The 24003-nt window shown below is 50.4% G+C and carries 23 protein-coding genes and 1 pseudogene; 8 read left to right on the top strand and 16 right to left on the bottom strand.

Annotated features, from left to right (window positions below):
- Positions 1-14 precede the first annotated feature (14 nt).
- Positions 15-1070, bottom strand: coding sequence for a DNA polymerase IV (gene dinB, locus JC793_RS04375; protein WP_166707171.1), 1056 nt, complete (start codon positions 1068-1070; stop codon positions 15-17).
- A gap of 215 nt (positions 1071-1285) precedes the next feature.
- Between dinB and JC793_RS04370 the strand changes: the two genes are divergently transcribed.
- The 3 genes from JC793_RS04370 (at position 1286) to JC793_RS19505 (ending at position 3246) form a co-directional block, all read left to right on the top strand.
- Entirely contained in the window at positions 1286-2137 is an 852-nt protein-coding gene (locus JC793_RS04370) for a glycerophosphodiester phosphodiesterase family protein (RefSeq protein ID WP_218427614.1), read from the top strand.
- Between the two features lie 385 nt (positions 2138-2522).
- Positions 2523-2894, top strand: coding sequence for a hypothetical protein (locus JC793_RS19510; protein ID WP_247717320.1), 372 nt, complete (start codon positions 2523-2525; stop codon positions 2892-2894).
- A gap of 22 nt (positions 2895-2916) precedes the next feature.
- Positions 2917-3246: a hypothetical protein gene (locus tag JC793_RS19505; protein ID WP_247717319.1), complete on the top strand. Its 330-nt coding sequence runs from the start codon at positions 2917-2919 to the stop codon at positions 3244-3246.
- Between the two features lie 102 nt (positions 3247-3348).
- Here JC793_RS19505 and nqrM read toward each other — a convergent pair whose 3' ends face one another.
- The 8 genes and pseudogenes from nqrM to JC793_RS04325 form a co-directional block, all read right to left on the bottom strand.
- Positions 3349-3576, bottom strand: a complete 228-nt coding sequence (nqrM, locus tag JC793_RS04360; RefSeq protein WP_024472643.1) for a (Na+)-NQR maturation NqrM — start codon at positions 3574-3576, stop codon at positions 3349-3351.
- An 18-nt stretch (positions 3577-3594) separates the two neighbouring features.
- The gene (locus JC793_RS04355) at positions 3595-4632 is read right to left on the bottom strand and encodes an FAD:protein FMN transferase (RefSeq protein ID WP_218427612.1); all 1038 of its coding nucleotides are present in this window, start codon (positions 4630-4632) and stop codon (positions 3595-3597) included.
- A 74-nt stretch (positions 4633-4706) separates the two neighbouring features.
- Positions 4707-5933: an NADH:ubiquinone reductase (Na(+)-transporting) subunit F gene (gene nqrF / locus JC793_RS04350; protein ID WP_054424757.1), complete on the bottom strand. Its 1227-nt coding sequence runs from the start codon at positions 5931-5933 to the stop codon at positions 4707-4709.
- A 15-nt stretch (positions 5934-5948) separates the two neighbouring features.
- Positions 5949-6545, bottom strand: coding sequence for an NADH:ubiquinone reductase (Na(+)-transporting) subunit E (nqrE, locus tag JC793_RS04345; protein WP_046895198.1), 597 nt, complete (start codon positions 6543-6545; stop codon positions 5949-5951).
- A gap of 3 nt (positions 6546-6548) precedes the next feature.
- Positions 6549-7177, bottom strand: a pseudogene (locus JC793_RS04340) (NADH:ubiquinone reductase (Na(+)-transporting) subunit D).
- Positions 7170-7964 carry a Na(+)-translocating NADH-quinone reductase subunit C gene (locus JC793_RS04335; protein WP_166707168.1) on the bottom strand — a complete coding sequence of 265 codons (795 nt, stop codon included), beginning with the start codon at positions 7962-7964 and terminating at the stop codon, positions 7170-7172. The pseudogene JC793_RS04340 and the gene JC793_RS04335 overlap by 8 nt, the downstream one beginning before the upstream one ends.
- Complete coding sequence (locus JC793_RS04330; RefSeq protein WP_218427611.1) at positions 7957-9195, bottom strand: NADH:ubiquinone reductase (Na(+)-transporting) subunit B; 1239 nt, start codon at positions 9193-9195, stop codon at positions 7957-7959. Before JC793_RS04330 ends, JC793_RS04335 begins: the two co-directional genes overlap by 8 nt.
- Positions 9196-9197: 2 nt before the next feature.
- A complete protein-coding gene (locus tag JC793_RS04325; protein WP_046895194.1) occupies positions 9198-10541 on the bottom strand; it encodes a Na(+)-translocating NADH-quinone reductase subunit A in 1344 nt (447 codons plus the stop codon).
- Positions 10542-10954: 413 nt separating this feature from the next.
- On the opposite strand from JC793_RS04325, the gene JC793_RS04320 reads away from it, so the two are divergent.
- A complete protein-coding gene (locus tag JC793_RS04320) occupies positions 10955-11701 on the top strand; it encodes a L,D-transpeptidase family protein (RefSeq protein ID WP_166707166.1) in 747 nt (248 codons plus the stop codon).
- Here the strand turns inward: JC793_RS04320 and JC793_RS04315 are convergent.
- Positions 11671-12447, bottom strand: coding sequence for a class II glutamine amidotransferase (locus JC793_RS04315; protein ID WP_052926443.1), 777 nt, complete (start codon positions 12445-12447; stop codon positions 11671-11673). The genes JC793_RS04320 and JC793_RS04315 overlap by 31 nt on opposite strands.
- Positions 12448-12654: 207 nt before the next feature.
- Positions 12655-13233 (bottom strand): D-sedoheptulose 7-phosphate isomerase, encoded by a 579-nt coding sequence (gene lpcA / locus JC793_RS04310; RefSeq protein WP_024472650.1) that lies wholly within the window; start codon positions 13231-13233, stop codon positions 12655-12657.
- 394 nt (positions 13234-13627) lie between these two features.
- Between lpcA and fadE the strand changes: the two genes are divergently transcribed.
- Positions 13628-16078 (top strand): acyl-CoA dehydrogenase FadE, encoded by a 2451-nt coding sequence (gene fadE, locus JC793_RS04305; protein ID WP_218427609.1) that lies wholly within the window; start codon positions 13628-13630, stop codon positions 16076-16078.
- A 49-nt stretch (positions 16079-16127) separates the two neighbouring features.
- Here fadE and JC793_RS04300 read toward each other — a convergent pair whose 3' ends face one another.
- The 3 genes from JC793_RS04300 to lysA form a co-directional block, all read right to left on the bottom strand.
- Positions 16128-17225 carry an ABC transporter substrate-binding protein gene (locus tag JC793_RS04300; RefSeq protein WP_218427607.1) on the bottom strand — a complete coding sequence of 366 codons (1098 nt, stop codon included), beginning with the start codon at positions 17223-17225 and terminating at the stop codon, positions 16128-16130.
- Positions 17226-17255: 30 nt separating this feature from the next.
- Positions 17256-18206, bottom strand: a complete 951-nt coding sequence (locus JC793_RS04295) for an oxidoreductase (RefSeq protein ID WP_247717359.1) — start codon at positions 18204-18206, stop codon at positions 17256-17258.
- A 333-nt stretch (positions 18207-18539) separates the two neighbouring features.
- Entirely contained in the window at positions 18540-19790 is a 1251-nt protein-coding gene (gene lysA, locus JC793_RS04290; RefSeq protein ID WP_218427604.1) for a diaminopimelate decarboxylase, read from the bottom strand.
- Between the two features lie 118 nt (positions 19791-19908).
- Between lysA and JC793_RS04285 the strand changes: the two genes are divergently transcribed.
- Positions 19909-20823: a LysR family transcriptional regulator gene (locus tag JC793_RS04285; RefSeq protein WP_218427602.1), complete on the top strand. Its 915-nt coding sequence runs from the start codon at positions 19909-19911 to the stop codon at positions 20821-20823.
- Here the strand turns inward: JC793_RS04285 and JC793_RS04280 are convergent.
- Positions 20813-21739 carry a LysR family transcriptional regulator gene (locus tag JC793_RS04280; RefSeq protein ID WP_218427601.1) on the bottom strand — a complete coding sequence of 309 codons (927 nt, stop codon included), beginning with the start codon at positions 21737-21739 and terminating at the stop codon, positions 20813-20815. The two genes, JC793_RS04285 and JC793_RS04280, sit on opposite strands and share 11 nt — an antisense overlap.
- Positions 21740-21852: 113 nt before the next feature.
- Here JC793_RS04280 and JC793_RS04275 point away from each other — a divergent pair, with 113 nt between their 5' ends.
- Both JC793_RS04275 and JC793_RS04270 read left to right on the top strand, forming a co-directional pair.
- A complete protein-coding gene (locus tag JC793_RS04275) occupies positions 21853-22731 on the top strand; it encodes an MBL fold metallo-hydrolase (protein WP_218427599.1) in 879 nt (292 codons plus the stop codon).
- A gap of 17 nt (positions 22732-22748) precedes the next feature.
- Positions 22749-23363, top strand: coding sequence for a DsbA family protein (locus JC793_RS04270; protein WP_243846718.1), 615 nt, complete (start codon positions 22749-22751; stop codon positions 23361-23363).
- On the opposite strand, the gene JC793_RS04265 is transcribed toward JC793_RS04270, so the two are convergent.
- On the bottom strand, positions 23343-23996 hold the full coding sequence (locus tag JC793_RS04265) for a prepilin peptidase (RefSeq protein WP_218427597.1): 654 nt from the start codon (positions 23994-23996) through the stop codon (positions 23343-23345). The two genes, JC793_RS04270 and JC793_RS04265, sit on opposite strands and share 21 nt — an antisense overlap.
- Positions 23997-24003 lie beyond the last annotated feature (7 nt).

Raw genomic sequence — 24003 nt, 5'->3', positions numbered from 1 at the left:
TTTTTATATGTGCTTCAGAATCCCAGCAGCAACTGCCGCTCCAGCTGCGGGTCCAGCAGTGTCACATGCAGCCCCACCAGCCTGACACCCCGCCCTTCCCGGCGGCTTTTCCAGGCCAGTTCCGCCGTCTTCAGTAAATCCGCTTTATCCAGCACCGGATGAACATGTTCCTGTGTGGTTTGCTGGAAATCCGCAAACTTGAGTTTGATTCCCTGCCGGGCAATCCGCAGATCCGATGACACCTTTGTCAGACGGCGCTCCAGCTCCGGAAACAGCGCATCAATAATGGTCTGACACTCATCCCACGACACAATATCTTCCGCCAGTGTCCGCTCAACACCGACCGATTTCCGTTCCCTGTCCGGACAAACCGGACGCTCATCTGTGCCGTGACTGCGCTCCCAGATGATCCGGCCGAACTTTCCGAACTGCTTCAGCAATGTTATCTGATCATAATGCTGCACATCCCGGCACGTTTCCAGCCCGAGATCAGTCAGCCGTTTTGCGGTCACTTTTCCCACACCGGGAATTTTACGCAGCGGCAGAGACAGGACAAAATCCGCCACCTGCTCCGGTGTGATAATGTACTGCCCGTTTGGTTTATTCAGATCAGAAGCGATTTTGGCGAGAAACTTGACCGGTGCCACCCCGGCAGATGCCGTCAGTCCCAGCTCAGTAAAAATAGTCCGGCGGATCTCTTCTGCCATCAGCGTGGCGGAGCCCCGGCACTGCGGACTGTCCGTCACATCAAGATAGGCTTCATCGAGAGACAGCGGCTCAATCAGTGAGGTATAACGGGCAAAAATAGCATGCAGATGGCGGGAGGTGGTTTTATATAACTCCATCCGCCCCGGGATCACTTTCAGGTGCGGGCATAACAGCAATGCTTTTGCCGTCGACATCGCACTGTGCACCCCGAAACGCCGTGCCGGATAATTGGCGGTTGCAATCACACCGCGCCGGTCGGCACTGCCGCCGATAGCCAGAGGGATATCGCGCAGACGGGGATCGTCACGCATTTCAATCGCCGCATAAAAACAATCCATATCAATATGAATAATTTTACGCATCCGCCTCTCCCGCTCACCAATATTACTGTTTAAATATACAGTTAAACTTAATTCAATTCAAATCGATTAATCCACTCATTATTCACTGCATCAATCAGCAGGCTGAAATTTGCAAGTTTGTGTTTTTTTTCTGTGATTACATCCGGTTGTCATGTTGCTTTGGTAAAACAGCCGCGTGACACACACCCGAGCACTTTCTTTCTGACGGACGGATTATGAAAAAAATACTTTCTGCCCTTTTTCTGAGTTGTATTGTTATGACAACCCACGCAGCACCGCAAATTATTGCTCACCGCGCCGCCACTGCGGATGCGCCTGAAAACACCCTGTACGCCATCGATAAAGCACTGGGCAACAAAGCGGATGCTGTCTGGATCACGCTTCAGTTATCAAAAGACAACCAGGTGGTGTTATACCGCCCGTCTGATCTGAAATCCCTGACCGATAAAACCGGCCCGGTTTCCGGTTACACGGCCGCAGAGCTGGCAAAAATTGATGCAGCCCGTGACTATAATCAAAAAAATAACACCCATATCAACGCCGCGATCCCGTCACTGGACACGGTACTGAGCCGCTATCCGGAGACTTTTTTCTATCTCGATATCAAATCCCCGGATGCAGTACCTGCCATCTTTGCACAGCAACTGGATACCGTACTGACCCGTCATCAGGCGAAAAACCGGGTTCGTGTCTATTCGACCAGCCAGGATTATCTGGCCGCACTGCCGCAATCAATCCCGGTATTTGAAAGCCGTGATACCACCCGTAATGCACTGGCCGGCAGCCTGATTACTCACACCTGTGACCTGACGGATAACCCTCAGCCACGCTGGTATGGCTTCGAGCTGCATCGAAAAGTTGATGTGGTTGAAACCTTTACACTGGGCGAAGCCCGCTCTCCCGCTGTACTGACATGGGATAAAACAGCCATGGACTGCTTCCGTAAAAATAATAAAAACCGGGTTGTACTGTTCGGTATTAAAACACCGGCAGACTTACAGCTGGCAACAGAGTTAGGAGCAGATGGTGTGATGGTCGATTCATTACTCAATATGAAAATAAAATAATTAATTTTCGTATTATTACTTATCTATACTGAGGTACTGAAAAATAAGAGTGGCATTTAATAAATTATAAATATCACTCTTATTTAATACGTTACGTCCCTTCCCGCAACTACCCCTGTCACTCCCGTATAATATTTTATAATCTCAGCAACTCTAATTAATTATAGTAATTTATTTATCAGGCCAACTTTGTTATAACTATAAGAAACATCCGGGAGGTCATACGGTGATAAGTAACCTATTTATTGATTTCAATTCACCCCCAAAATCCCCTCTTGTTTTTATGGGATTATTTTTGCTGTTATTCAGTCTTTATTCTTATGCAGATTGCCGGCTGTATTCAGATGAAACACGCAGCAGTAACTTTATTATTCTGGGTGCCGGTATGATTAACGGGCCGGTAAAATCCGTCATCACAACAACCCGTGCCCCGGACAGTAAGAACGATAATATTATTATCAACGGGCGATATAACCTGACCCCCTGTGGTGAACTGAGTGATTTTTCGCTGGAAGTGACTGAACGTTATCCCGGTCTGCAAAACCGGATGTATTCCGAAGGTCAGAAAACGGAACAGGGCTATACTTTATTATTTACGTCGCAATTGCTCAACAGCGGAAAAGCGCCGGTAACCCTTATTAAAGCCCGCAGCCATCTTTTTTATAACAATCAAAAGCAAATCATCCGTGCCGAATCAGATTCCAACAGCGGCGGAAACACACCAAAATTCCGGATGGATACAGATTTTTTTTTATGAAGACGGTTTAATCGCACATGCCGTGTTAAAAGGCGGTTCCTCAGATACCGTTGGTGAAATCCGTTACGACTGGCGCAGTGACCGGCAAATAAATTCGATAACGTCACAGGGGAATGGCCTGCCTCCGATGAACTATGAATTTGCGTATAATGATAACGGTCAGGTTATCCGGCAGACACAAACACAGCACACACCGCTGGGCCGGGTAAAAGCAATCTATATTTGTCAGCAGACAGACAGCTACGGGAACTGTGAAAAAGCACTCTGGCAGAGCATGACTGAAGGGAATAACACGAATAATATTATTGTGATAAATACCGCAATTGTGACATCGCGTTATCATTATTACTGATCCGCTATTACTGACCTGCGGTTAATGAACAACAATAAACAAAGGCGCCTGACAGGCGCCTTTGAGATTGCTGACAAAGGCGCCTTTTTATATTATTTAATACTATACAATCCGGTTTTTATTCAGTTTCTCTTCACGGGCAGCTTCACGCGCCATCCGCTTTTTCCGGGCATCACACGGTTCGGGACAGTCACAGACTTTCTCAACACCAATGCTGCTCAGCCCGCCGCAGCTTCCCTGAATGCTCTTGCGCTTAATAATATAGCCAAGAGACATCCCCAGAAATGCGACCAGAAACAGGATAAAGGTTGCGATAAATACTTTTATCATCATATCAGCCACCCTCTTTTATTTTTGCTGCAAATAGGGCTTAAATGCCTCACTGTAGCGTTCTTCAAATCCCTTCTCTGTTTTGACAATCATAAAGACAGGGATATTTTGTGCATTCGCTACTTCAAGACCGCGCTCCGGCCCGAGCACATTCAGCCCGGTAGAAAAGCCATCCGCACTCATACAATTATCCGCAATAACGGTAATCGATACCAGATTGTGGTTAATCGGACGTGCTGTTTTCGGATCAATGGTGTGTGAATAACGAATATTATTTTCTTCAAAATAATTCCGGTAATCTCCGGATGTTGCCACTGATGCATTACCCGGTTCAATGATTTCCTGTGCGGACTGACTCAATCCTTCTGATGAAGGTTTTTCAATCGCAATGCGCCACGGCTTACCTTTGCCGTTAATGCCCTGAGTCCGGACTTCACCGCCCACATCCACCATATAATTGCGGATATTCTGTGATTCCAGATATTCGGCCACCGCATCCACCCCGTAGCCTTTCGCTATGGAGGACAGATCCACATACAGTTCCGGTACGGTCTTAATCAGATTATTGTCTTCCACCTTCAGTTTATCAATCCCGGTCCACTGACGGCGGGCTTCGATATCCTGCTCAGTCGGCACATGAGTCACGCGTCCTTCCGGGCCAAATCCCCACAGATTGACCAGCGGGCCGACAGTGACATCCAGTGCGCCGTCTGTCAGCTGATTGATACGGATAGCCTCACGAACCACCTTTGCGGTTGCGGCAGAAACCGGGAACGGTGTATTTACGTCGCGGCTCTGATTAAAGCGGCTGAGTTCAGAATCCGGCCGGTAGGTGGACATCTGATCATTGACCTCTTCCAGCACCACATCAATATCTTTCTGCACGGATTCCGGTGACGGATTTTTCGGATCAGCCACATATTTTACCGCGTAAGAGGTGCCCATCGTTTTGCCGTTCAGGGTTACCTGCTGTGTTTCCGGTGTTTTATCACCACACGCACTCAGTAACAATGCCATCAGTGCCAGCGGCAGAAAGGCCCGTTTTATTTTTACCATACACAATCCAGTCTGATTTCAGATCATCTGCGCCCACAGGAGTGGGCGCAGTTTCGTTATGACAGGGGCGGAAATCAGCCGCCGAAGTCATCCAGCATAATGTTTTCGTCTTCCACACCCAGATCTTTGAGCATCTTGATCACGGCGGCGTTCATCATCGGCGGCCCGCACATGTAGAACTCACAATCTTCCGGTGCCGGATGGTTTTTCAGGTAATGCTCATAGAGAACATTATGAATAAACCCGGTGTATCCGTCCCAGTTATCTTCCGGCAGGGCATCAGACAGTGCCACGTTCCAGGTGAAGTTTTCATTCTCAGCCTGAAGCTGGTCAAAATCTTCTTCATAGAACATTTCACGTTTTGAACGTGCACCATACCAGAAAGACATCTTACGTTTGGAGTGCAGACGCTTAAGCTGATCGAAGATATGCGAACGCATCGGCGCCATCCCCGCACCACCGCCGATAAAGATCATTTCCGCGTCAGTTTCTTTCGCGAAGAATTCCCCGAACGGCCCGGAAATCGTCACTTTATCACCCGGTTTCAATGACCAGATGTAAGAGGACATAATGCCCGGAGGTGCATCCGGCACACGCGGAGGCGGTGTGGCGATACGCACGTTCAGCAAAATAATCCCGTGCTCTTCCGGATAGTTTGCCATGGAGTATGCGCGGACGGTCGGTTCTTTCACTTCAGACACATAGCGGAATAAATTAAACTTATCCCAGTCTTCCCGGTACTCCTGCGGTACATCAAATTCATCATAACGCACCACATGCGGCGGACATTCAATCTGAATAAAGCCACCGGCACGGAACGGTACAACTTCACCATCAGGAATTTTCAGTTTCAGCTCTTTAATGAATGTTGCTTTGTTATCATTGGAGATAACTTCGCACTCCCATTTTTTCACCCCGAAGATCTCTTCCGGCAGCTCAATTTTCAGATCCTGCTTCACATTCACCTGGCACGCCAGACGGCAGCCTTCACGCGCTTCGCGCTTGTTAATGTGCGACATCTCTGTCGGCAGAATATCACCGCCGCCTTCTTTGATCTTCACGCGACACTGGCCGCAGGTTCCGCCGCCGCCACAGGCAGAAGAGACAAAAATCCCCTGACCGGACAGCACATTCAGTAATTTATCACCGGCAGGTGCGCTGAAGCTTTTTTCCGCATCGCCGTTGACGTCAATCTTAACGTCCCCTGTGTTCACCAGTTTTGATTTTGCGAACAAAATCAACGCGGTCAGCGCCAGAACAATCAGGGTAAACATTGCCACGCCTAAAATAACGATATCCATAATTGCGTTTCACCCTTATAACTGTACGCCGGAGAAGGACATAAAGCCCAGAGCCATCAGTCCGGTAGTCACGAATGTGATCCCCAGCCCTTTCAGGCCGGACGGGACGTCAGAGTATTTCATCTTCTCGCGGATAGCGGCCATCAGCACAATCGCCAGCAGCCAGCCGATACCGGAAGCAAAACCGTAAACCACAGATTCCGTAAAGTTGTAGTCGCGCTGCGCCATAAAGGACACACCACCAAAAATCGCACAGTTTACAGTGATTAACGGCAGGAAGATGCCCAGCGCGTTATACAGTGCAGGGAAGTAGCGATCCAGAATCATCTCCAGAATCTGTACCAGTGCCGCAATGACCCCGATAAAGGTAATGAAGTTCAGGAAGCTTAAATCCACACCGTCCATCAGTGCGCCGTCGCGCAGCAGCAGGTTATAAACCAGGTTGTTGGCCGGAACCGAAATCCCCAGCACCACGGTAACTGCCACTCCGAGCCCGAACGCCGTTTTGACATTTTTGGACACCGCCAGGAAAGTACACATCCCGAGGAAGAAAGCCAGCGCCATGTTTTCAATGAATACAGCCCGCACAAAGAGACTGATATAATGTTCCATATCTTAATCCTTCTCGACTTGTGACGGCTTCAGGGTACGAATACCCCAGATGAGCATCCCGATGATGAAGAATGCGCTCGGAGCCAGCAGGAACAGACCGTTCGGCAGATACCAGCCGCCGTTCTGTACCGTTTCCAGCATAGTCACACCAAAAAGTTTACCGGAGCCGATCAGTTCGCGGAAGAAGCCTACCAGCAGCAGGATCACGCCGTAACCTAATCCGTTACCGATACCATCCATAAAGCTTTCCAGCGGCGGCGCTTTCATCGCATACGCTTCCGCACGTCCCATGACAATACAGTTGGTAATGATCAGGCCGACGAACACGGAAAGCTGTTTGGAGATGCCGTAGGCGTAAGCCCGCAGAATCTGGTCAACAAGAATAACCAGCGAGGCGATAATCGCCATCTGAACAATAATCCGCACACTGCCCGGAATGAAATTACGGATCATTGAGATAAACATACTGGAGAATGCTGTTACCAGGGTGACCGCGATGGTCATAACCAGTGCGGTTTCCAGTTTGGTGGTTACCGCCAGCGCCGAACACACCCCAGAACCTGGAGGGCAATCGGGTTGTTATCTAATAACGGTCCGAGAAGAACGCGTTTAATTTCTTTACTATCAGCCATGATTCAACGCTCCTTCGCGTACTGTTTTCAGGAACGGGCCAAAACCGTTGTCGCCCAGCCAGAAATCAAACATATGCTGGATGCCGTTTGAGGTCAGTGTCGCACCGGATAAACCATCAATGCCGTACGGGCTGTCAGTTGAGCCGCTGCGGACAATTTTAATGGCCGGCATACCTTCTTCATTAAACAGCTTTTTACCAATCCACTGTTTACGCCATTGCGGGTTATCCACTTCACCACCCAGTCCCGGCGTTTCACCGTGCTGGTAATAAGTGATCCCCTCAGAGGTAATACCGTCCACGTCAATCGCGATAAAGGCATACATCACCGACCACAGACCGGAGCCGTAAACCGGCAGAACAATCTTGCTGGTTTCACCCTGCTCATTCTGTACCAGATAGATTTCCGCGCTGTTAGCACGGCGGCGGATTTTCGCCAGATCTTCTTCCGGTGACAAGGCAATACTGGTCTCATCGCTGCGCAGTTCATCGTTGAGATCGTATTTGGCGGTACTGTCAGTCATCTGACCGGTTTTTAAATCCACCATTTTTGCTCTGATGAATTTTTTATAGACTGCGTCGATTTCATTCGCCGGCATGGATGGCGTGAGTAACCCGGCCACATCCAGAATGTTACGCTGCTTATCCAGCATAATCTGTGTCTGCTGCGTGGATTTCAGCCCCACCGCAGAACCGGCCACGACTATCGAACACACAAGGCAAAGGACGAAGACTACGATAAACGTTCTTGCGACACTGTCCTTGTTTTTCGTTTTTTCATTAGCCACGTGCTTTTCTCCGTTTAATGTTTGCCTGAACCACCAGATAATCAAATAACGGGGCGAATAAGTTGGCGAACAGGATAGCCAGCATCATCCCTTCCGGATATGCCGGGTTTGCCACACGGATCAGGACACACATAACCCCGATCAGTATCCCGTAAGCCCATTTACCTTTATCGGTAAACGAGGCTGAAACCGGGTCCGTCGCCATGAAAATCATACCGAAGGCAAAACCGCCAAGAACCAGATGCCAGTACCACGGCATAGCAAACAGCGGGTTGGTGTCAGAGCCAATCATATTAAAGACGGCTGACATCGCGATCATCCCGATCATCACACCGGCCACAATACGCAGAGAAGCGATACGGGCAAACAGAATGACGGCACCACCGATCAGAATCATCAGTGTGGATACTTCACCAATCGAGCCCGGCACGTTACCGATAAAAGCATCCATCCATGAAATCGGCTGATTGGTCATGGTGTTGACCAGCTGATGCTCACCACCGACAGCCCACTGTGACAGCGGCGTTGCGCCGGAGAAGCCGTCAGCGGCAGTCCAGACCGTGTCACCGGAAATCTGAGCCGGATAGGCAAAGAACAGGAAAGCACGACCGGCCAGCGCCGGGTTCAGGAAGTTACGTCCTGTCCCGCCGAAGATTTCCTTCGCGACCACCACACCAAAGGTGACAGCCAGCGCAGCCTGCCATAACGGCAGTGTCGGCGGAACAATCAGTGCCAGCAGAATGGAGGTAATAAAGAAGCCTTCGTTGATTTCATGCCCGCGAATCATCGCAAACAGGACTTCCCAGAAGCCGCCCACGATAAAAATGACTGCGTAGATCGGCAGGAAATAAACGGCACCGAACAGCATTTTGCTGACCCAGCCCGCATCCTGAGTAAAGGACACGCCGATGAGTTCTGCCAGACGATAATGCCAGTCACCGGCAATCACCTGCTGAAGCTCCGCACCGCTGTACATATCCAGCAGCACCGGCATTGCCTGGTTACCGACGTTATACATCCCCCAGAACATTGCCGGGAAAACGGATAACCAGACCAGGATCATCAGACGCTTAAGGTCGATGGAATCACGGACATGTGAACGCCCGCGGGTAACTGTCCCCGGGGTATAGAAGATGGTGGCCGCTGCTTCATACAGTGCATACCATCTCTGTAATTTACCGCCCGGTTCAAAATGCGGCTCAATTTTTTCCAGAAATTTTTTCAGACCCATGATTATCCTTCCTGCTCAATCCTGGTCAGTACGTCACGCAGCACCGGTCCGTACTCATATTTACTCTGACAGACATAGGTACACAGCCCCAGATCTTCCTCATCCAGCTCCAGCGCACCCAGCGCCTGTGCGCTGTCAGTATCGCCCGCCAGCAGATCGCGCAGGAAATGTGTCGCCATAATGTCGAGCGGCATGACACGTTCATAACTGCCGATTGGCACCATGGAACGTTCGCCGCCATTCATTGATGTAGTAAATGAGAATAGTTTCTTCTTAAAGAAGTGACCCAGAGTGGTGCGGGTAACGGTGTATTTGTCAGTCCCCGGCATGATCCAGCCGAACAGCTCTTTTTCACGGCCTTCTTCCAGAACGGATACCTGATTGGTAAAGCGTCCCAGATAGTGATGCACTTCATCACTGGCCACACCCCACAGGACAGAACCGGAAATGATGCGGTTTTCACCGGCTTTCAGCTGCCCTTCGGTCAGTTCATACAGATCCGCACCAAGACGGGTTCTCAGCAGACGCGGGTTTTCCACCTGCGGGCCGCCGAGTGCCACAATACGGTCGGTGTACAGAAAACCGGTCGTAAACAGTTTACCGATAGCGATAACATCCTGGTAATTCAGAGACCAGACTGTTTTCGTTGCGCTGACCGGCTCCAGGAAATGGATATGCGTACCGGCAAGACCTGCCGGATGCGGGCCGCTGAACTGTGTATAACTGACACGATTGTTATCGGTAACTTTTACGAAGTCAGCTGTACCGTGGCAGACATGAACCTTCCCTTCCGTCAGACAGCTCAGTACCTGTAAACCGTCATCAAACGCGATTTGTTCCTGACGGATAATCACCACCGGGTCGGCCGCCAGCGGATTGGTATCCATCGCGGTGACAAAAATGGCGGCAGGCACAGAGCCCGGTGCGGGGGTACGGCTGAACGGACGGGTCCGCAGCGCGGTCCACAATCCGGAGGCCACCAGGTTTTTCTCTGCCTGTTCACGGGTCAGTGACGGCAGATCCCGGCGGTCATAACTGTCAAATGTGAATTGCTCGTCTCCCTGTATTTCAATCACCACCGATTGTAATACACGACGTTCGCCACGATTGATGGCTTTTACCTGTCCGCAGGCGGGGCTGGTAAAAATCACACCGGGGTTCTTTTTATCTTCAAAAAGAGCCTGTCCTTTCTTCACTGATTCACCTTCCTGAACCAGCATAGACGGACGCATCCCGATGTATTCTTCACCCAGCAGCGCTACGTGGCGGACTGAGGGGCCATCTTCTGTGACTTGAGCAGGTGATCCTGCGATCGGCAGGTCGAGTCCTTTTTTAATTTTAATCATAAAATTTGCACAAGTTTTCGTTAAACCCACGTCATTACTGCCGCAGCAGCGTATGACAACTCAACAATAAAAACACTCCGGGCCGCTGTTGTCGCCCCGGGCTGTTTTCTCCGATGTATGTCACGATTTTGCTTAAACCAGATCCGCATTATTTTACCACTTCACAACAATTCTGTCCGGTGAAACGAGTGACCTGGCTCAAGCAAATGGGATTATTGTGATCAGAAAAAGCCGGAAAACTCGTCTTTACCGAGTAATTTAATCACCTTTACCGACTGCTGTTTATTTTTTAACCACAATAATGTTTGTAACAAACGATTTTATTCTCACCGGAAACCATTCACAAATTATCTGCATCATGGCAATCTGTTGTTACTTTTTTCACCAACCTATTGCCATCCTGAATACTGAGAATGCGACATATCATTTTTATCATGATCGGCCTGCTGTTTTTTGCAGGGCAATCATCGGCAACGACGGGAAAATCCCCGTCATTATGGCTTACGGCACCGGTAAGTGATGTCCGTAACAGCCGGGTATTTATACAGATATTTAAAGAAGAAAAAGAGCTGGAGTTATACACGCGGGAGAATAACGGACGTTTTAAACTGGTAAAACGCTATCCGGTTTGTCAGTTTTCCGGCGGTCTGGGACCCAAACAGCTGACCGGTGATTTAAAAAGTCCTGAAGGTTTTTACCGCATCAGTTTGTCACAGCTCAACCCGAACAGTCGGTTTTACCGAGCTATTAACCTTGGTTTTCCCAATGAATTTGACCGTGCACACGGCTATACCGGGGATTATCTGATGGTTCACGGCGACTGCAAATCTGTCGGCTGCTACGCCATGACAGATGCCTATATTGATGAGATTTACCGCTATGTGGAAAGCGCCCTGCTGAGCGGACAGGCGGATCTGAATATTGCGATTTATCCTTTCCGGATGACACCGGAGAATATGAACCGCCACCGGAATTCCTCACATCTGGCCTTCTGGCAGCAGTTACAACCCGCTTATCAGTACTTTACCGAGAATCAGATCCCGGCGGTGGTTGCTGTTATTAACGGCCGTTATGTCACCGCCGCACACACGGCCGTACCGGGACCTGCAGCAGAAGCCGGCCTGCTGACTCAGAACACGGATGCATCACGCTCGCCGTAGTAAAAAAGAACCGCCTCACCCGGCCGGATTTTCTGCCACTGCTCATTGCCGGTCAGCGGTTGTGTGGCGATAACCGAGACCACATCATCCGGGCTGGTGTGCTGAGAAAAATCGATCTCCACATCACTGTCCACCAGCCGCGCTTTACCAAAAGGCGCGCGGCGGGTGATCCAGTGCAGATTGGTGGAGCAGTACGCCAGCACATAGCTGCCGTCTGACAACAGCATATTAAAGACGCCGAACTGCCGTAACTCATCCGCCAGCCGCTTCATATCACGGAATACTGCCTGCAGATCCTGCGGCGGCTGCGGGTATTTTTCTTTCAGCTGATTCAGCAGCCAGCAGAATGCATGTTCGCTGTCAGTCTGACCGACGGGGGTAAAAAAACCGGTCGCCAGGTGTTCATAGCCGCTGAGCTGCCCGTTGTGGGCATATGTCCAGTTCCGGCCCCACAACTCACGGGTAAAAGGATGGGTATTTTCCAGCGAAACCACTCCCCGGTTTGCCTGGCGGATATGTGCAATCACCGCTTCGGATTTGACGGGATAATCGCGGACAAAACGGGCGACAGGTGAATGACAGCAGGCACGCGCGTCTTTGAAGGTCCGGCACCCCATTCCTTCATAAAACGTAATTCCCCACCCGTCTTTATGCGGCCCGGTTTCCCCTCCGCGCGGGATCAGACCGCTGAGACTGAAATGAATATCAGTCGGGACATTCGCGCTCATCCCCAGCAATTCACACATTGCCTTTCTCCCTTACCCGGTTTCGTGATAACTGAAGACTATTGTTACCCGCAATTCGTTAGTTTCACAATTACGGAAATATCATTTTTTTAGATGATTTGGTTATATATAAGATACTTTATGCTTATCATGAATAAGTCCTGCCTCACGGCATAAAAAAAAGCACCCGGCCGGATAGCGGAGTGCTTTTTCAGATGCCGGGCCGGGTTATTTCACCATTTCTTTTTCGATCAGCATGATCAGAATATGAATAACCTTAATATGGATTTCCTGAATGCGATCCGCATAACCAAAGTGTGGTACACGAATTTCAATATCCGCACTGCCCGCCATTTTACCGCCGTCTTTACCGGTCAGTGTGATCACTTTCATACCTTTGGCGCGTGCCGCTTCAATCGCTTTGATAATGTTGCCGGAGTTACCGGATGTGGAGATACCGAGTAACACATCCCCTTCACGGCCGACAGACTCCACAAAGCGGGAGAAAACATATTCATAGCCGAAATCATTACTTACGCAGGATAAGTGGCTGACATCAGAAATAGCAATTGCCGGATATCCCGGACGATTTTCACGGTAACGTCCTGTCAGTTCTTCCGCAAAATGCATCGCATCACAGTGTGAACCACCGTTACCGCATGACATCACTTTGCCGCCCGCTTTAAAAGAATCAGCCAGCATGACAGCAGCCCGGCGGATTGCATCAATATTATTCTCATCTTTCAAAAAGTTATCGAGGGTTGCCGCTGCTTCGGTCAGTTCACCGCGGATAAGTTCCTGGTACATAGAGATAGGCTCCTGAAAATGAATCGGATTTGTCTGTTCTGAGTGTAACGGATCTGCCCCGGTGAAAGAAGTCACAATCCGTGGCATCTGCAAATAAGACACATAGAGATTGCTGACAAAGCAGGATAAAACGTGGTTTTTCCTGCTTTGTGTTATCAGCCGAAAATCAATAAATTGATTTTCCTGATTTATTTTTACAACCCCTGGTGGTCGCCGCCAACCCCTGCGGGTTTGTCAACGTCAGGGTTTTGTTCTGCTAATTTTGTGAGCTGAGTTGTAAATAAAATGTGAAATCATTGAAGTTATTTTTTGGTTGCGCTAGATCTGAACACAACAGGTCAGACCTCTGATGTCACATTGTACTGACACGAATACCCCTATACGGAGGTTCATCATGTTACTACTCAGCATAATTTTATTTATCGCCGCCACCGGGCTGCTCGCTTTTCACCGGGTCAGTCTGAAGTACAGTGCAACAGCACTGATACTGTTCAGTCTCATCATGAATGTCTTCCGTTTATGGCCGTTTGCTGTCACCGTTCTTCTGGCACTGATTTTCCTGCCGTTTGTGATCACGTCCGTCCGCCGGGCTTTGTTCAGCAGCCGTCTGATGCTGCTGTTCCGTAAAGTGATGCCGCCGATGTCACAGACAGAAAAAGAAGCGATTGATGCGGGCACCACCTGGTGGGAAGGCGATCTGTTCCGCGGACAACCGGACTGGCAGAAGCTGCACAACTACCCCGCTCCGCAACTGACAGCGGAAGAACAGGCGTTTCTTGACGGCCCGGCAGAAGAAGCCTGCCGGATGGCCAATGATTTTGAGATCACCCATGAGCTGGCGGATCTGCCGCCGGAATTATGGCAGTTCCTGCGTGATCATAAATTCTTCGCCATGATTATCCGCAAAGAGTATGGCGGTCTGGCGTTCTCCGCCTATGCCCAGGCGCGGGTGCTGCAAAAACTGGCCGGGGTTTCCGGTATTCTGGCGATAACCGTTGGTGTCCCCAATTCACTGGGGCCGGGCGAGTTGTTACAACACTACGGAACTGACGAGCAGAAAAAACGCTGGCTGCCGGGGCTGGCCTCCGGGGAAGAAATCCCCTGCTTTGCCCTGACCAGCCCGGAAGCCGGTTCTGATGCCGGAGCTATCCCGGATACCGGGATTATCTGTACCGACGAATGGCAGGGTGAACAGGTGATCGGGATGCGCCTGAACTGGAATAAACGCTATATCACGCTGGCACCGGTTGCCACCGTCCTGGGCCTTGCCTTTAAACTGTATGATCCGGATAAATTGCTCGGTGAGAAAACCTCGCTTGGGATCACCTGCGCACTGATCCCGGTGAATACGCCGGGGGTTGAAACCGGTACCCGTCATTTCCCGCTCAATGTCCCGTTCCAGAACGGCCCGACACGCGGTAAAGATGTCTTTGTACCGCTCGACTATATTATCGGCGGTCCGGCAATGGCCGGACAGGGCTGGCGCATGCTGGTGGAATGCCTGTCTGTCGGGCGCGGTATCACACTGCCGTCTAATGCCACCGGCGGACTGAAAAGCGCAGCAATGGCGATTGGTGCTTATTCTTATATCCGCCGTCAGTTCCGGATGCCGATCGGCAAAATGGAAGGGATTGAAGAGCCGCTGGCGCGTATTGCCGGGAATGCCTATCTGATGGATGCCGCCGCCACACTGATCACCACCGGTATTATGCTGGGCGAAAAACCGGCGGTTCTGTCCGCCATTGTAAAATATCACTGCACTCACCGGGGGCAGCGTGCCATTATTGATGCGATGGATATTGCAGGCGGTAAAGGTATCTGTCTCGGGCCATCCAATTTCCTCGCCCGCAACTATCAGGGGGCGCCTATCGCGATTACTGTTGAAGGTGCCAATATCCTGACCCGCAGTATGATTATCTTCGGCCAGGGAGCCATCCGCTGTCACCCGTATGTACTGACCGAGATGGCCGCTGCGGCGGATAATCAGCTGAATGACTTTGATAACGCGCTGTTTGCCCATATCGGCCATGTATTAACTGCCGCCACCCGCAGTTTCTGGCTGGGGTTATCACACGGATATTTCAGTCCTTCACCATTCCGGGATGCCACCCGCCGCTATTATCAGCACCTTAACCGGCTGAGTGCCAACCTGGCACTGCTGTCAGATATCGCGATGGCGACACTCGGCGGCAGTCTGAAGCGTCGTGAGCGGATTTCTGCCAGACTCGGGGATATACTCAGCCAGCTTTACCTCGCATCCGCCACTTTAAAACGGTTTGATGAGGATGGCCGTCCGCAGGCTGACTTACCGCTGGTACACTGGGCAGTACAGGATTGTCTGTATGAAGCCGAAAAAGCGATGGATGAACTGCTGACAAACTTCCCTGACCGGAAAGTCGCCGCCCTGCTGCGTCTGACTATCTTCCCGTCAGGCCGCCATCACCGTCCGCCATCCGATAAACTGGACAGCAAACTCGCCCGTCTGTTACAGGAACCGTCTGACACCCGTGACAGAATCGGACGCGGGCAATATCTGGCACCGGAACCCAATAACCCGCACGGCCTGCTCAATGCCGCACTCAGTGATATTCTGGCCGCCGAACCGCTGGTGGCCCGCCTCAGTCGTATGGCCGAAAAATATATTGATTTTACCCAGCTGGATAAACTGGCGGATACTGCACTGGAGGACGGAAAAGTCACTCCGGAGGAGGCTGATATCCTGCGCAAAGCGGAAGCCAGCCGCCTGTGCTCGATCAATGTGGATGAGTTTGCACCGGAGATTATCGGCCTGAAGTCACACGCCAATTCTCATCGTTACCGTAAAGGGGAAAACCCCGGCGCATAAAATAACATGGCGGAGCCGTTCCCTGCTCCGCCATAACTGCTCTGTCTTCTTACCGGTCAGTGCTGCTGTAACCGGTTATATTGGCATCCAGGCTGAGGATCTCCCGCATTTGTGCTTCTGTCAGGTCGGCACCGAAGAATTGCTTAAAGAACTGACGGATATCCTGCTGCATTGCTGCATCATCAGCCGGTTTGCGCATAATGCGGGCTTCAATCCATTTCATCATCAGCGGCGTTTCTATTCCCGGCGCATCCCAGCGGTAAATACCGATAGGGGCTTTATAAACACGTCTGTTCTTCACGGCAGACATCGTTTCTGCCCCCTGCCAGCCAACCGTATTCCGGTAGACATCTTCCGGCACAAATGAATCAAACTGGCTCAGAATAATAATGTCCGGATCCAGATTAATCACTTGTTCTGCTGACACCGTGATCCAGTTTGGTTTAACCGGCATGTCATCTGTCACATTAATGCCCCCGGCCCGGTTGATCATCAGGCTGTTTACCGAGGTCTTTCCGGCCACCGTCAGGTTTTTATCTCTGACATACAGAATACCCGGTTTTCCGTACGGCACCTCACGAATAGTCACCGGGGTTGAGTCTCTTGTCACCGTGTTCACTGACTGAATCTGATGGTCAAAAAAAGCCAGTAAATCTGCGGCACGCTTCTCTTTGCCCAGAATGTCGCCCAGCAACCTGATTCCGTTTTTGACATCATCCAAATCACCGTATCTGATTGCCACCGCCGGAATACCGAGTTTATCCAGCTTCTCTTTTTCCTCTTTCTGGTAATCCCAGATAATCACCAGATCCGGATTTAATCTGACCAGTTCCTCACCGTTGATGGTGAAATCTTTATTCACAAAGGTGCTGTTGACCTTTTCAATACCGGGTGCCAGTGTTTTCAGGATACTATTGCGGTAAGCCTCTTTCGCTGACGGATGCATCCCGGCAATTTTTGCATCCGAGCCATCCACCACATAAATCATCGACATCCACGGAATAGGTACGACCGCAATCCGCTCTACTGTATCCGGAATAGTGACCCGGTTTCCGGCGAGATCAGTGATTTCTTTTGCCCCGGCACAACTGAAACACAGTAATAAAACACCGGCACTGAAAATACGCTTTAAGGCTGATATTGCCATAACATCTTCCTGTCATTGTATTTACTGTTATCAGCGAAACGCCCGGATATACGGACGGGGAATTAATTTACGATCATGCTTCAGTAAATATTCCAGATACCAGTTAGGATTACGTAATAATCCGCGGCCGACAGCAATTAAATCCGCATACTGATGCTCTAATATATCGTCTGCCAGCTGATGGTCACGAATACCACCAACAACAATGACAGGTTTTTCACAGCCTTTTTTAACACCTTTGGTATCTTCCAGCTGATAAGCAACACCTTTATTTGTACCATGCATCTGACTGCCGCCATTAGATATGTGAACAATATCAATAAGCGGATTAATATTACGCAGAATTTTTTGTGTAAATAAAATACTGTCCTCTTCGCAATACCGCGTACCGATACGCAGAATAATCGCTTTCTCTTCCGGCCAGGATTGGCGGACAGCGGTCAGTAACTCTGTCAGAAAAATAACCGGATCGGCGTATTTATCAGTACGCTGATTTGTCCGCCGGTCAATAAACTGAGAAATTAAAAACTCATGAGATGCCATAATTTCCAGTGCATCAAACCCGGCTTTATTTGCCCGCGCGGCGGCCTTTGTATAGCAGTCAAACAATGCTGTAATTTCATCTGCTGTTAATACATTAATATCCTGAATAATATTGCCGGATTCCAGCCGTGATTTACTGCCAGCATGGTTCAGCTGAATCGCCACTTTGCTGCCTTCATTTTGCAGCATCGTCACAATCTGAGCCAGCATGGCGACATGCCCGTCCTCATATAAACCCAGTGCACCACTGCCCAGACGTCCGTCAGCCGTAACCGCACACTCTTCCATAATAATCAGTCCGACCTGACCGACAGCAAAAGACATATAATGCGCCAGATGAAAGTAATCAGCGTAACCGTCAGTGGCTCGTTTTATTCTGACAGGCGGATAAACTAATTTATTTTTAAGCGTTAATTTTTCTGATACAAATGGCTGCATTAAATTCATAATACGCACGTCCCCGGAAAAAAGCTGACCGGTACTGTTATATAAAAACTGCACCGGTAATAAATAATAAAATGACTGAAGGGATAATAAAGGGAACAGTGCAGAGACTCTATGACAGGCAATCTGTTTTATAACACCAGTCACACTCTGCCGGAATACAGCCTCCGGATGCGATTATTGCGTTAACAATCATCATTCTGTTGTTGTTTTTATGTAATGGAAAAACAACATTAATATACTCCCGGGGAGTATTAATAATAAAATCCCCGGGATGTGATTCCCGGGGATTTTCAATATCAGTCAGAAACGATAACAGATAATCTATTATTCAGTGATTTCCAGCGCCATCAGTTCATCAATGGTCTGACGACGGCGGATAAGTTTTGGTTTTCCGTCTGTAAACAGAACTTCCGGTAATAATGGCCGGCTGTTGTAATTCGATGACATCGATGCACCGTAAGCGCCGGTATCGTGAAAAACCAGGAAATCATTCACACTGACTTCCGGTAACGCACGCGGTACTACCATTCCGCCCTCCAGCTGAGTAAAAACATCACCGGATTCACATAACGGCCCCGCCACAATGGTTTCCCGCAATGTGCTGTTTTGCGGCTCTCCCGCTGCCGGTAATACCGAAATATGGTGATAACTGCCGTACATTGCCGGGCGCATCAGGTCATTAAAACCGCTGTCCACCAGTACATAGTGACGGCTTCCCATTCCTTTCACTGCCCGTACCTGAGCCAGCAGAATACCGGATTCCGCCACCAGATAACGCCCGGGCTCAATTTCCAGAGTAATATCCCGGCCGAGATGGCGGGCTATACGTGTCCGGGCCGCATCCCAGAGTGAGAAATAATTGTCGATATCAATAATTTCGTCCCCCTCACGATAAGGGGTCGATAAGCCGCCGCCGGCAGAAATCGCACGGATATCCAGATTATTGGTGATCACCAGTTCTGCCATCGCATCACAGACCGTCGCAAGGTGCTCATAGTCCACACCGGAACCGATATGCATATGAATGCCGGTCAGTGTCAGCTGATACTGACGGATTTCTGCCAGCGCTTCACCAAGATCGGAAAACCAGATCCCGTGCTTGCTGTTCTCGCCGCCGGTATTGGTTTTCTGGCTGTGTCCGTGACCAAAACCCGGATTGATACGCAGCCACACCGGATGCCCCGGACAGCGGGCGCCAATCTGGCGCAGCATATCCACCGAGCCGGTATTCACCGCAATACCCAGTTCCAGCACGCGATCCAGCGTTTCTTCCGTGATCATATCTGCTGTAAAAACTATCTCATCCGGACGGTAACCGGCTTTCAGCGCCCGTTCAATTTCACCGGCGGATACGGAATCCACTTTCACACCATGCTCATGCATCAGGCGTAAAATATGAATGTTGGAATTGGCTTTCTGCGCAAAACGGATCACATCAAAGCGCTTCAGACGGGCAATACGGCTGATAATCACCTCACTGTCATATAACCAGAGAGGAGTACCGTACTGCTGAGCCAGGCTGCGCAGGGCATCCGGGGTAAACGGGGCGCGGAGTGTTTTGGTTGCGATGGTCATGATGTTGTGCTCTTTTTGATCGTGATCTCATTTTTTTCCATCGTGACAAAAAATCTTCGGGATTTAAAATATCTGATTTGCTAAGGTCTATTCATTGCTGATATGGATTTGATGGATAATGGAACACTACTCCTGGCGTCACATTGATATATTCCACGCGGTTATGACAACAAAAAGTCTGACCGATGCCGCACAACTTCTGCACACATCCCAGCCGACTGTCAGCCGGGAGCTTGCCCGTTTCGAAAAAATCCTGGGATTCCGTGTTTTTGACCGTATCAAAGGCCGTCTGCACCCGACTGAACAGGGACTGCGGCTATTTGAGGAGGTGGAACGATCATATTACGGACTTGAGCGCATCAGCCGTGCTGCGGAGAGTATCCGCCAGTTTCAGCATGCTCAGCTGGCAATCACCTGCCTGCCCGCCTTTGCTCAGTCCTTGCTGCCTGCTGTCTGTCGCACGTTTCATACACAATACCCGGATGTAAATTTTGAAATCGCCCCGCAGGAATCTCCGCTCCTTGAAGAGTGGCTCTCCGCCCAGCGTTATGACCTGGGGATCACCGAACATCAGCTGACGCCGCCCGGCACGCTGCAGGAAACCCTGCTCACACTCAGTGAAGTCTGTGTGCTGCCGGAATCGCACTCGCTGTGCAGCAAAGCGGTTCTGACACCCGCTGATTTTGCACATCAGAATTTTATCAGTCTGTCCGTTACGGACAGTTACCGGCAGAAAATTGATGCATTATTCAGTGAAAAGCGAATTCTGCGGCGGATGATTATGGAAACACACAGTGCCGCCTCAGTCTGTGCCATGGTCAGAGAGGGATTAGGGGTGTCTGTTGTCAACCCGCTGACCGCGATGGATTGCAGCGGGATTTGTGTCCGTCCGTTCAGTGCGGATATTCCGTTCACCGTAAGCCTGATCCGCCCGCAGCACAGGCCGCATTCTGTATTGACGGATATTTTTGTTACACATCTCCGTCAGCATATGCAGGTCATTTTGCAGCAATTAAAACAGGTCAGCGGTTAGTTTTTTCATCCAGCAGATACGGCAGCCAGTCCGGCGAATGTGCAAACCACTCCGCCAGGAAATCCAGCAGCAGACGCAGAGGCCTGGCCATATGCTCGCGGCTGGTATAAATGCCGTAGATACCGAGTGCAGGCAGCCGGTATTCCGGGAACAGGCGCACCAGACGCCCGGTTTTCAGATACTCATACACCGAGCAATACGGCTGCAATGCAATGCCTTCCCCATTCAGCGTCGCTTCCAGAAGAAACGTGGATTCATTGGCACTTAGCGCCCCGCTCACCGGCACAGAAATGACCTCATCATCCCGTTCAAACAGCCACAGGCTGCGGCCGTAGAAATTATAAGTCAGACAGGTCAGCTCACTGAGCGATTCGGGTGACGTCGGATAACCATGTTTTTCCAGATAGGCCGGTGATGCACAGACCACTGAATCACAGCGGGAAAGCGGCTTTGCAATCAGATTCGGCTCAAGATTGTTGGTGATACGGATACCCAGATCAATCCGCTCCTCCACCAGACTGAGCGCCTTATTCGTCACCTGCACATCCACGGCAATGGCCGGATAACGGGCACGAAACTGCACAAGCGCTTTAGACAGTGCCACCATCGCCAGCGACTGAGCACAGGTTATCCGTACCAGACCGCTTACTGCTTCATCTTCTGTCACCACCGGGCGGGCAATTGCGGTCGCCAGTGACAGCAGCTCCCGGCTTTGTATCAGCACCGTTTCACCGGCGGAAGTCAGCGTCAGGCTGCGGGTTGTCCGGTTCAGCAACCGCACACCGGCCCAGTTTTCCATTTCGGCCAGATAGCGTGTCACCATCGCACGGGACATACCCAGCATATCTGCGGCTTTGCTCATGCTGCGCTGTTCAGTAATGGCGATAAAAACCTGAGCGGCAGTGATCCTGTCCATTTTATTTGTCCGTTTTATGCAACAATGAAGACCGGATTATGGGGTTTTTCCGGCGGATTATGCAACTTATTATAGCGTCATCTCAACGATTCACCTGCAAAAAGGATAACACTATGACTTCTGCAATCCGTACTTCTCTGGTATTCAGCGCACTGATGAGTGCTTCTTTTATCACTGCTGCCGCACCACTCTCTCTGGAAGTGTATAACCCGGGCGAAAAAAGTATCTTCCCGGTATCTTCAGAGATCATCAGCGGCAAAAATGAGGTGGTTCTGATTGATGCTCAGTTTCAGAAAGATGATGCTCAGGTACTGGCGGATAAAATCCGTGCGACCGGCAAAACACTGACCACCATTTATATCAGCCACTCTGATCCGGATTTCTATTTCGGACTGGATGAACTGAAAAAAGCCTTCCCGCAGGCTAAAATTGTCGCCACTCCGCAAACTGTCGCGCTGATCAAAGAGAGCAAAGACGGCAAACTGTCTTACTGGGGACCGGTACTGAAAGAGAATGCCCCGCAGAGTATCGTTGTACCGGAGCCGTTAGAGGGCAACCGCATTATGCTGGAAGGGGAAAGTATCCTGATTGAAGGACTGGACAGCCCGGCACCGGAACGCAGTTATGTATGGGTACCGTCACTGTCTGCCGTGATGGGCGGCGTGCTGGTGTCAGAAAATATCCATGTCTGGCTGGCTGATACCCAGACCCCGGAATCCCGTCAGTACTGGCAGCAGTCACTGAAAAGTATGCAGGACAAAAAACCGGCCACCGTGGTACCCGGCCATTACACCGGTAACAGCCATTTTTCACCGGCTGCCATTACCTTTACCGCAGATTATCTGACCCGCGCGGAAACCGCGCTGAAAGAGAGCAGGGACTCACAGCAGATGATCAGCACACTGAAAGCGGCTTACCCGGCTCTGGCAGATGAATCCAGCCTGGAACTGAGCGCCAAAGTGCTCAAAGGCGAAATGCGCTGGCCGCAGTAATCTGATTTAAGGAAAACATGATGTCAGTAAAAACGCTGCACTATATTTATGATCCGCTCTGCGGCTGGTGTTATGGTATCGCGCCGTTTATTCAGGCCGCACATAAACAGGGCGTAACCATCGCCCTGCACGGCGGCGGGATGATCACCGGTTCACAACGCCGTCCGGCGGATGACAGTATGCGGGACATGATCCGCAGCCATAATCAGCGCATCACTCAGATGACCGGACAGCCATTTACCGATGCCTTTTACACCCTGCTGAAAAATCAGGAGTGGGTGATGGACTCTGTACCGCCGATTGCCGCCATTCTCAGCGCGCAGGCACAGTCAGGTAAAGGCATTGACATGCTGGATGCCTGCCAGAAAGCGTATTATCAGGACGGGCTGCCACTTAACCGCGATACCCTGCGCAAGCTGGCGGATAAGCTGGGGATCAGCGATATTCAGTCTGATAATACTGAGCAGCATATCAGTGAGAGCCGTCAGTTATTTGTCCATAATCCAACCGGCGGCTTCCCGACACTGCTGCTGGAAGAAGACGGCGTATTTCAGCATATTCCTAACCAGGCGGTACTGGGTGCGGAATCACATTGGGAAAGGCTTATCCCGTTACTGAAAACGACTGACTGACATCAGTCCCATCACCATAATCATCCCCGCAATTAAATGTGGCCCGAAGGCAATAATACCCGGGCTGCATGGCGGGAGATGATTATAGCGGTGACGGAAATAGTGAAGCCCGTACACCACCAGCGCGGATACACATGCCAGCATCAGCAGCAGTGCGAGCTGTTCCGCTCCCACCCAGGCACCCGTTGCTGAAAACAGTTTGATATCCCCGCCGCCCAGCCCGCTTTTTTTACGGCACCATGCATAACCCTCCGCCACAAACCAGAGCAGAAAAAAACCGCCGATCACTCCGTACAGTGCGGAAGAAATCGTCACAAGTTGTACCTCATTCTGAAACAGCAACCCGGCCCACAGTACCGGAAACACCAGCTTATCCGGCAGATAAAACACCGCATTATCGATATGAAACAGCATCACCAGGCATAAAAACAGCAGTGTCAGAAACAGAACAGATACGCCCTGCCCGTCAGACCAGAATACAATAAAGATGCCGGACAACAGGCAGTGCAGATACACACGACAGCCGGATAACCGTTGCGGATACTGATAATACTGCCGCAGAATATATTCCGTCCCGGCTTTTACCGGCAACGGTAAAACGACTCCCCAGATAATCATAATCAGCCAATTCATGTGTCCT

The organism is Morganella morganii (assembly GCF_019242955.1).
GTDB classification, from domain to species: Bacteria; Pseudomonadota; Gammaproteobacteria; order Enterobacterales; family Enterobacteriaceae; genus Morganella; species Morganella sibonii.
This window is presented reverse-complemented; position numbering and strand designations above follow the sequence as displayed.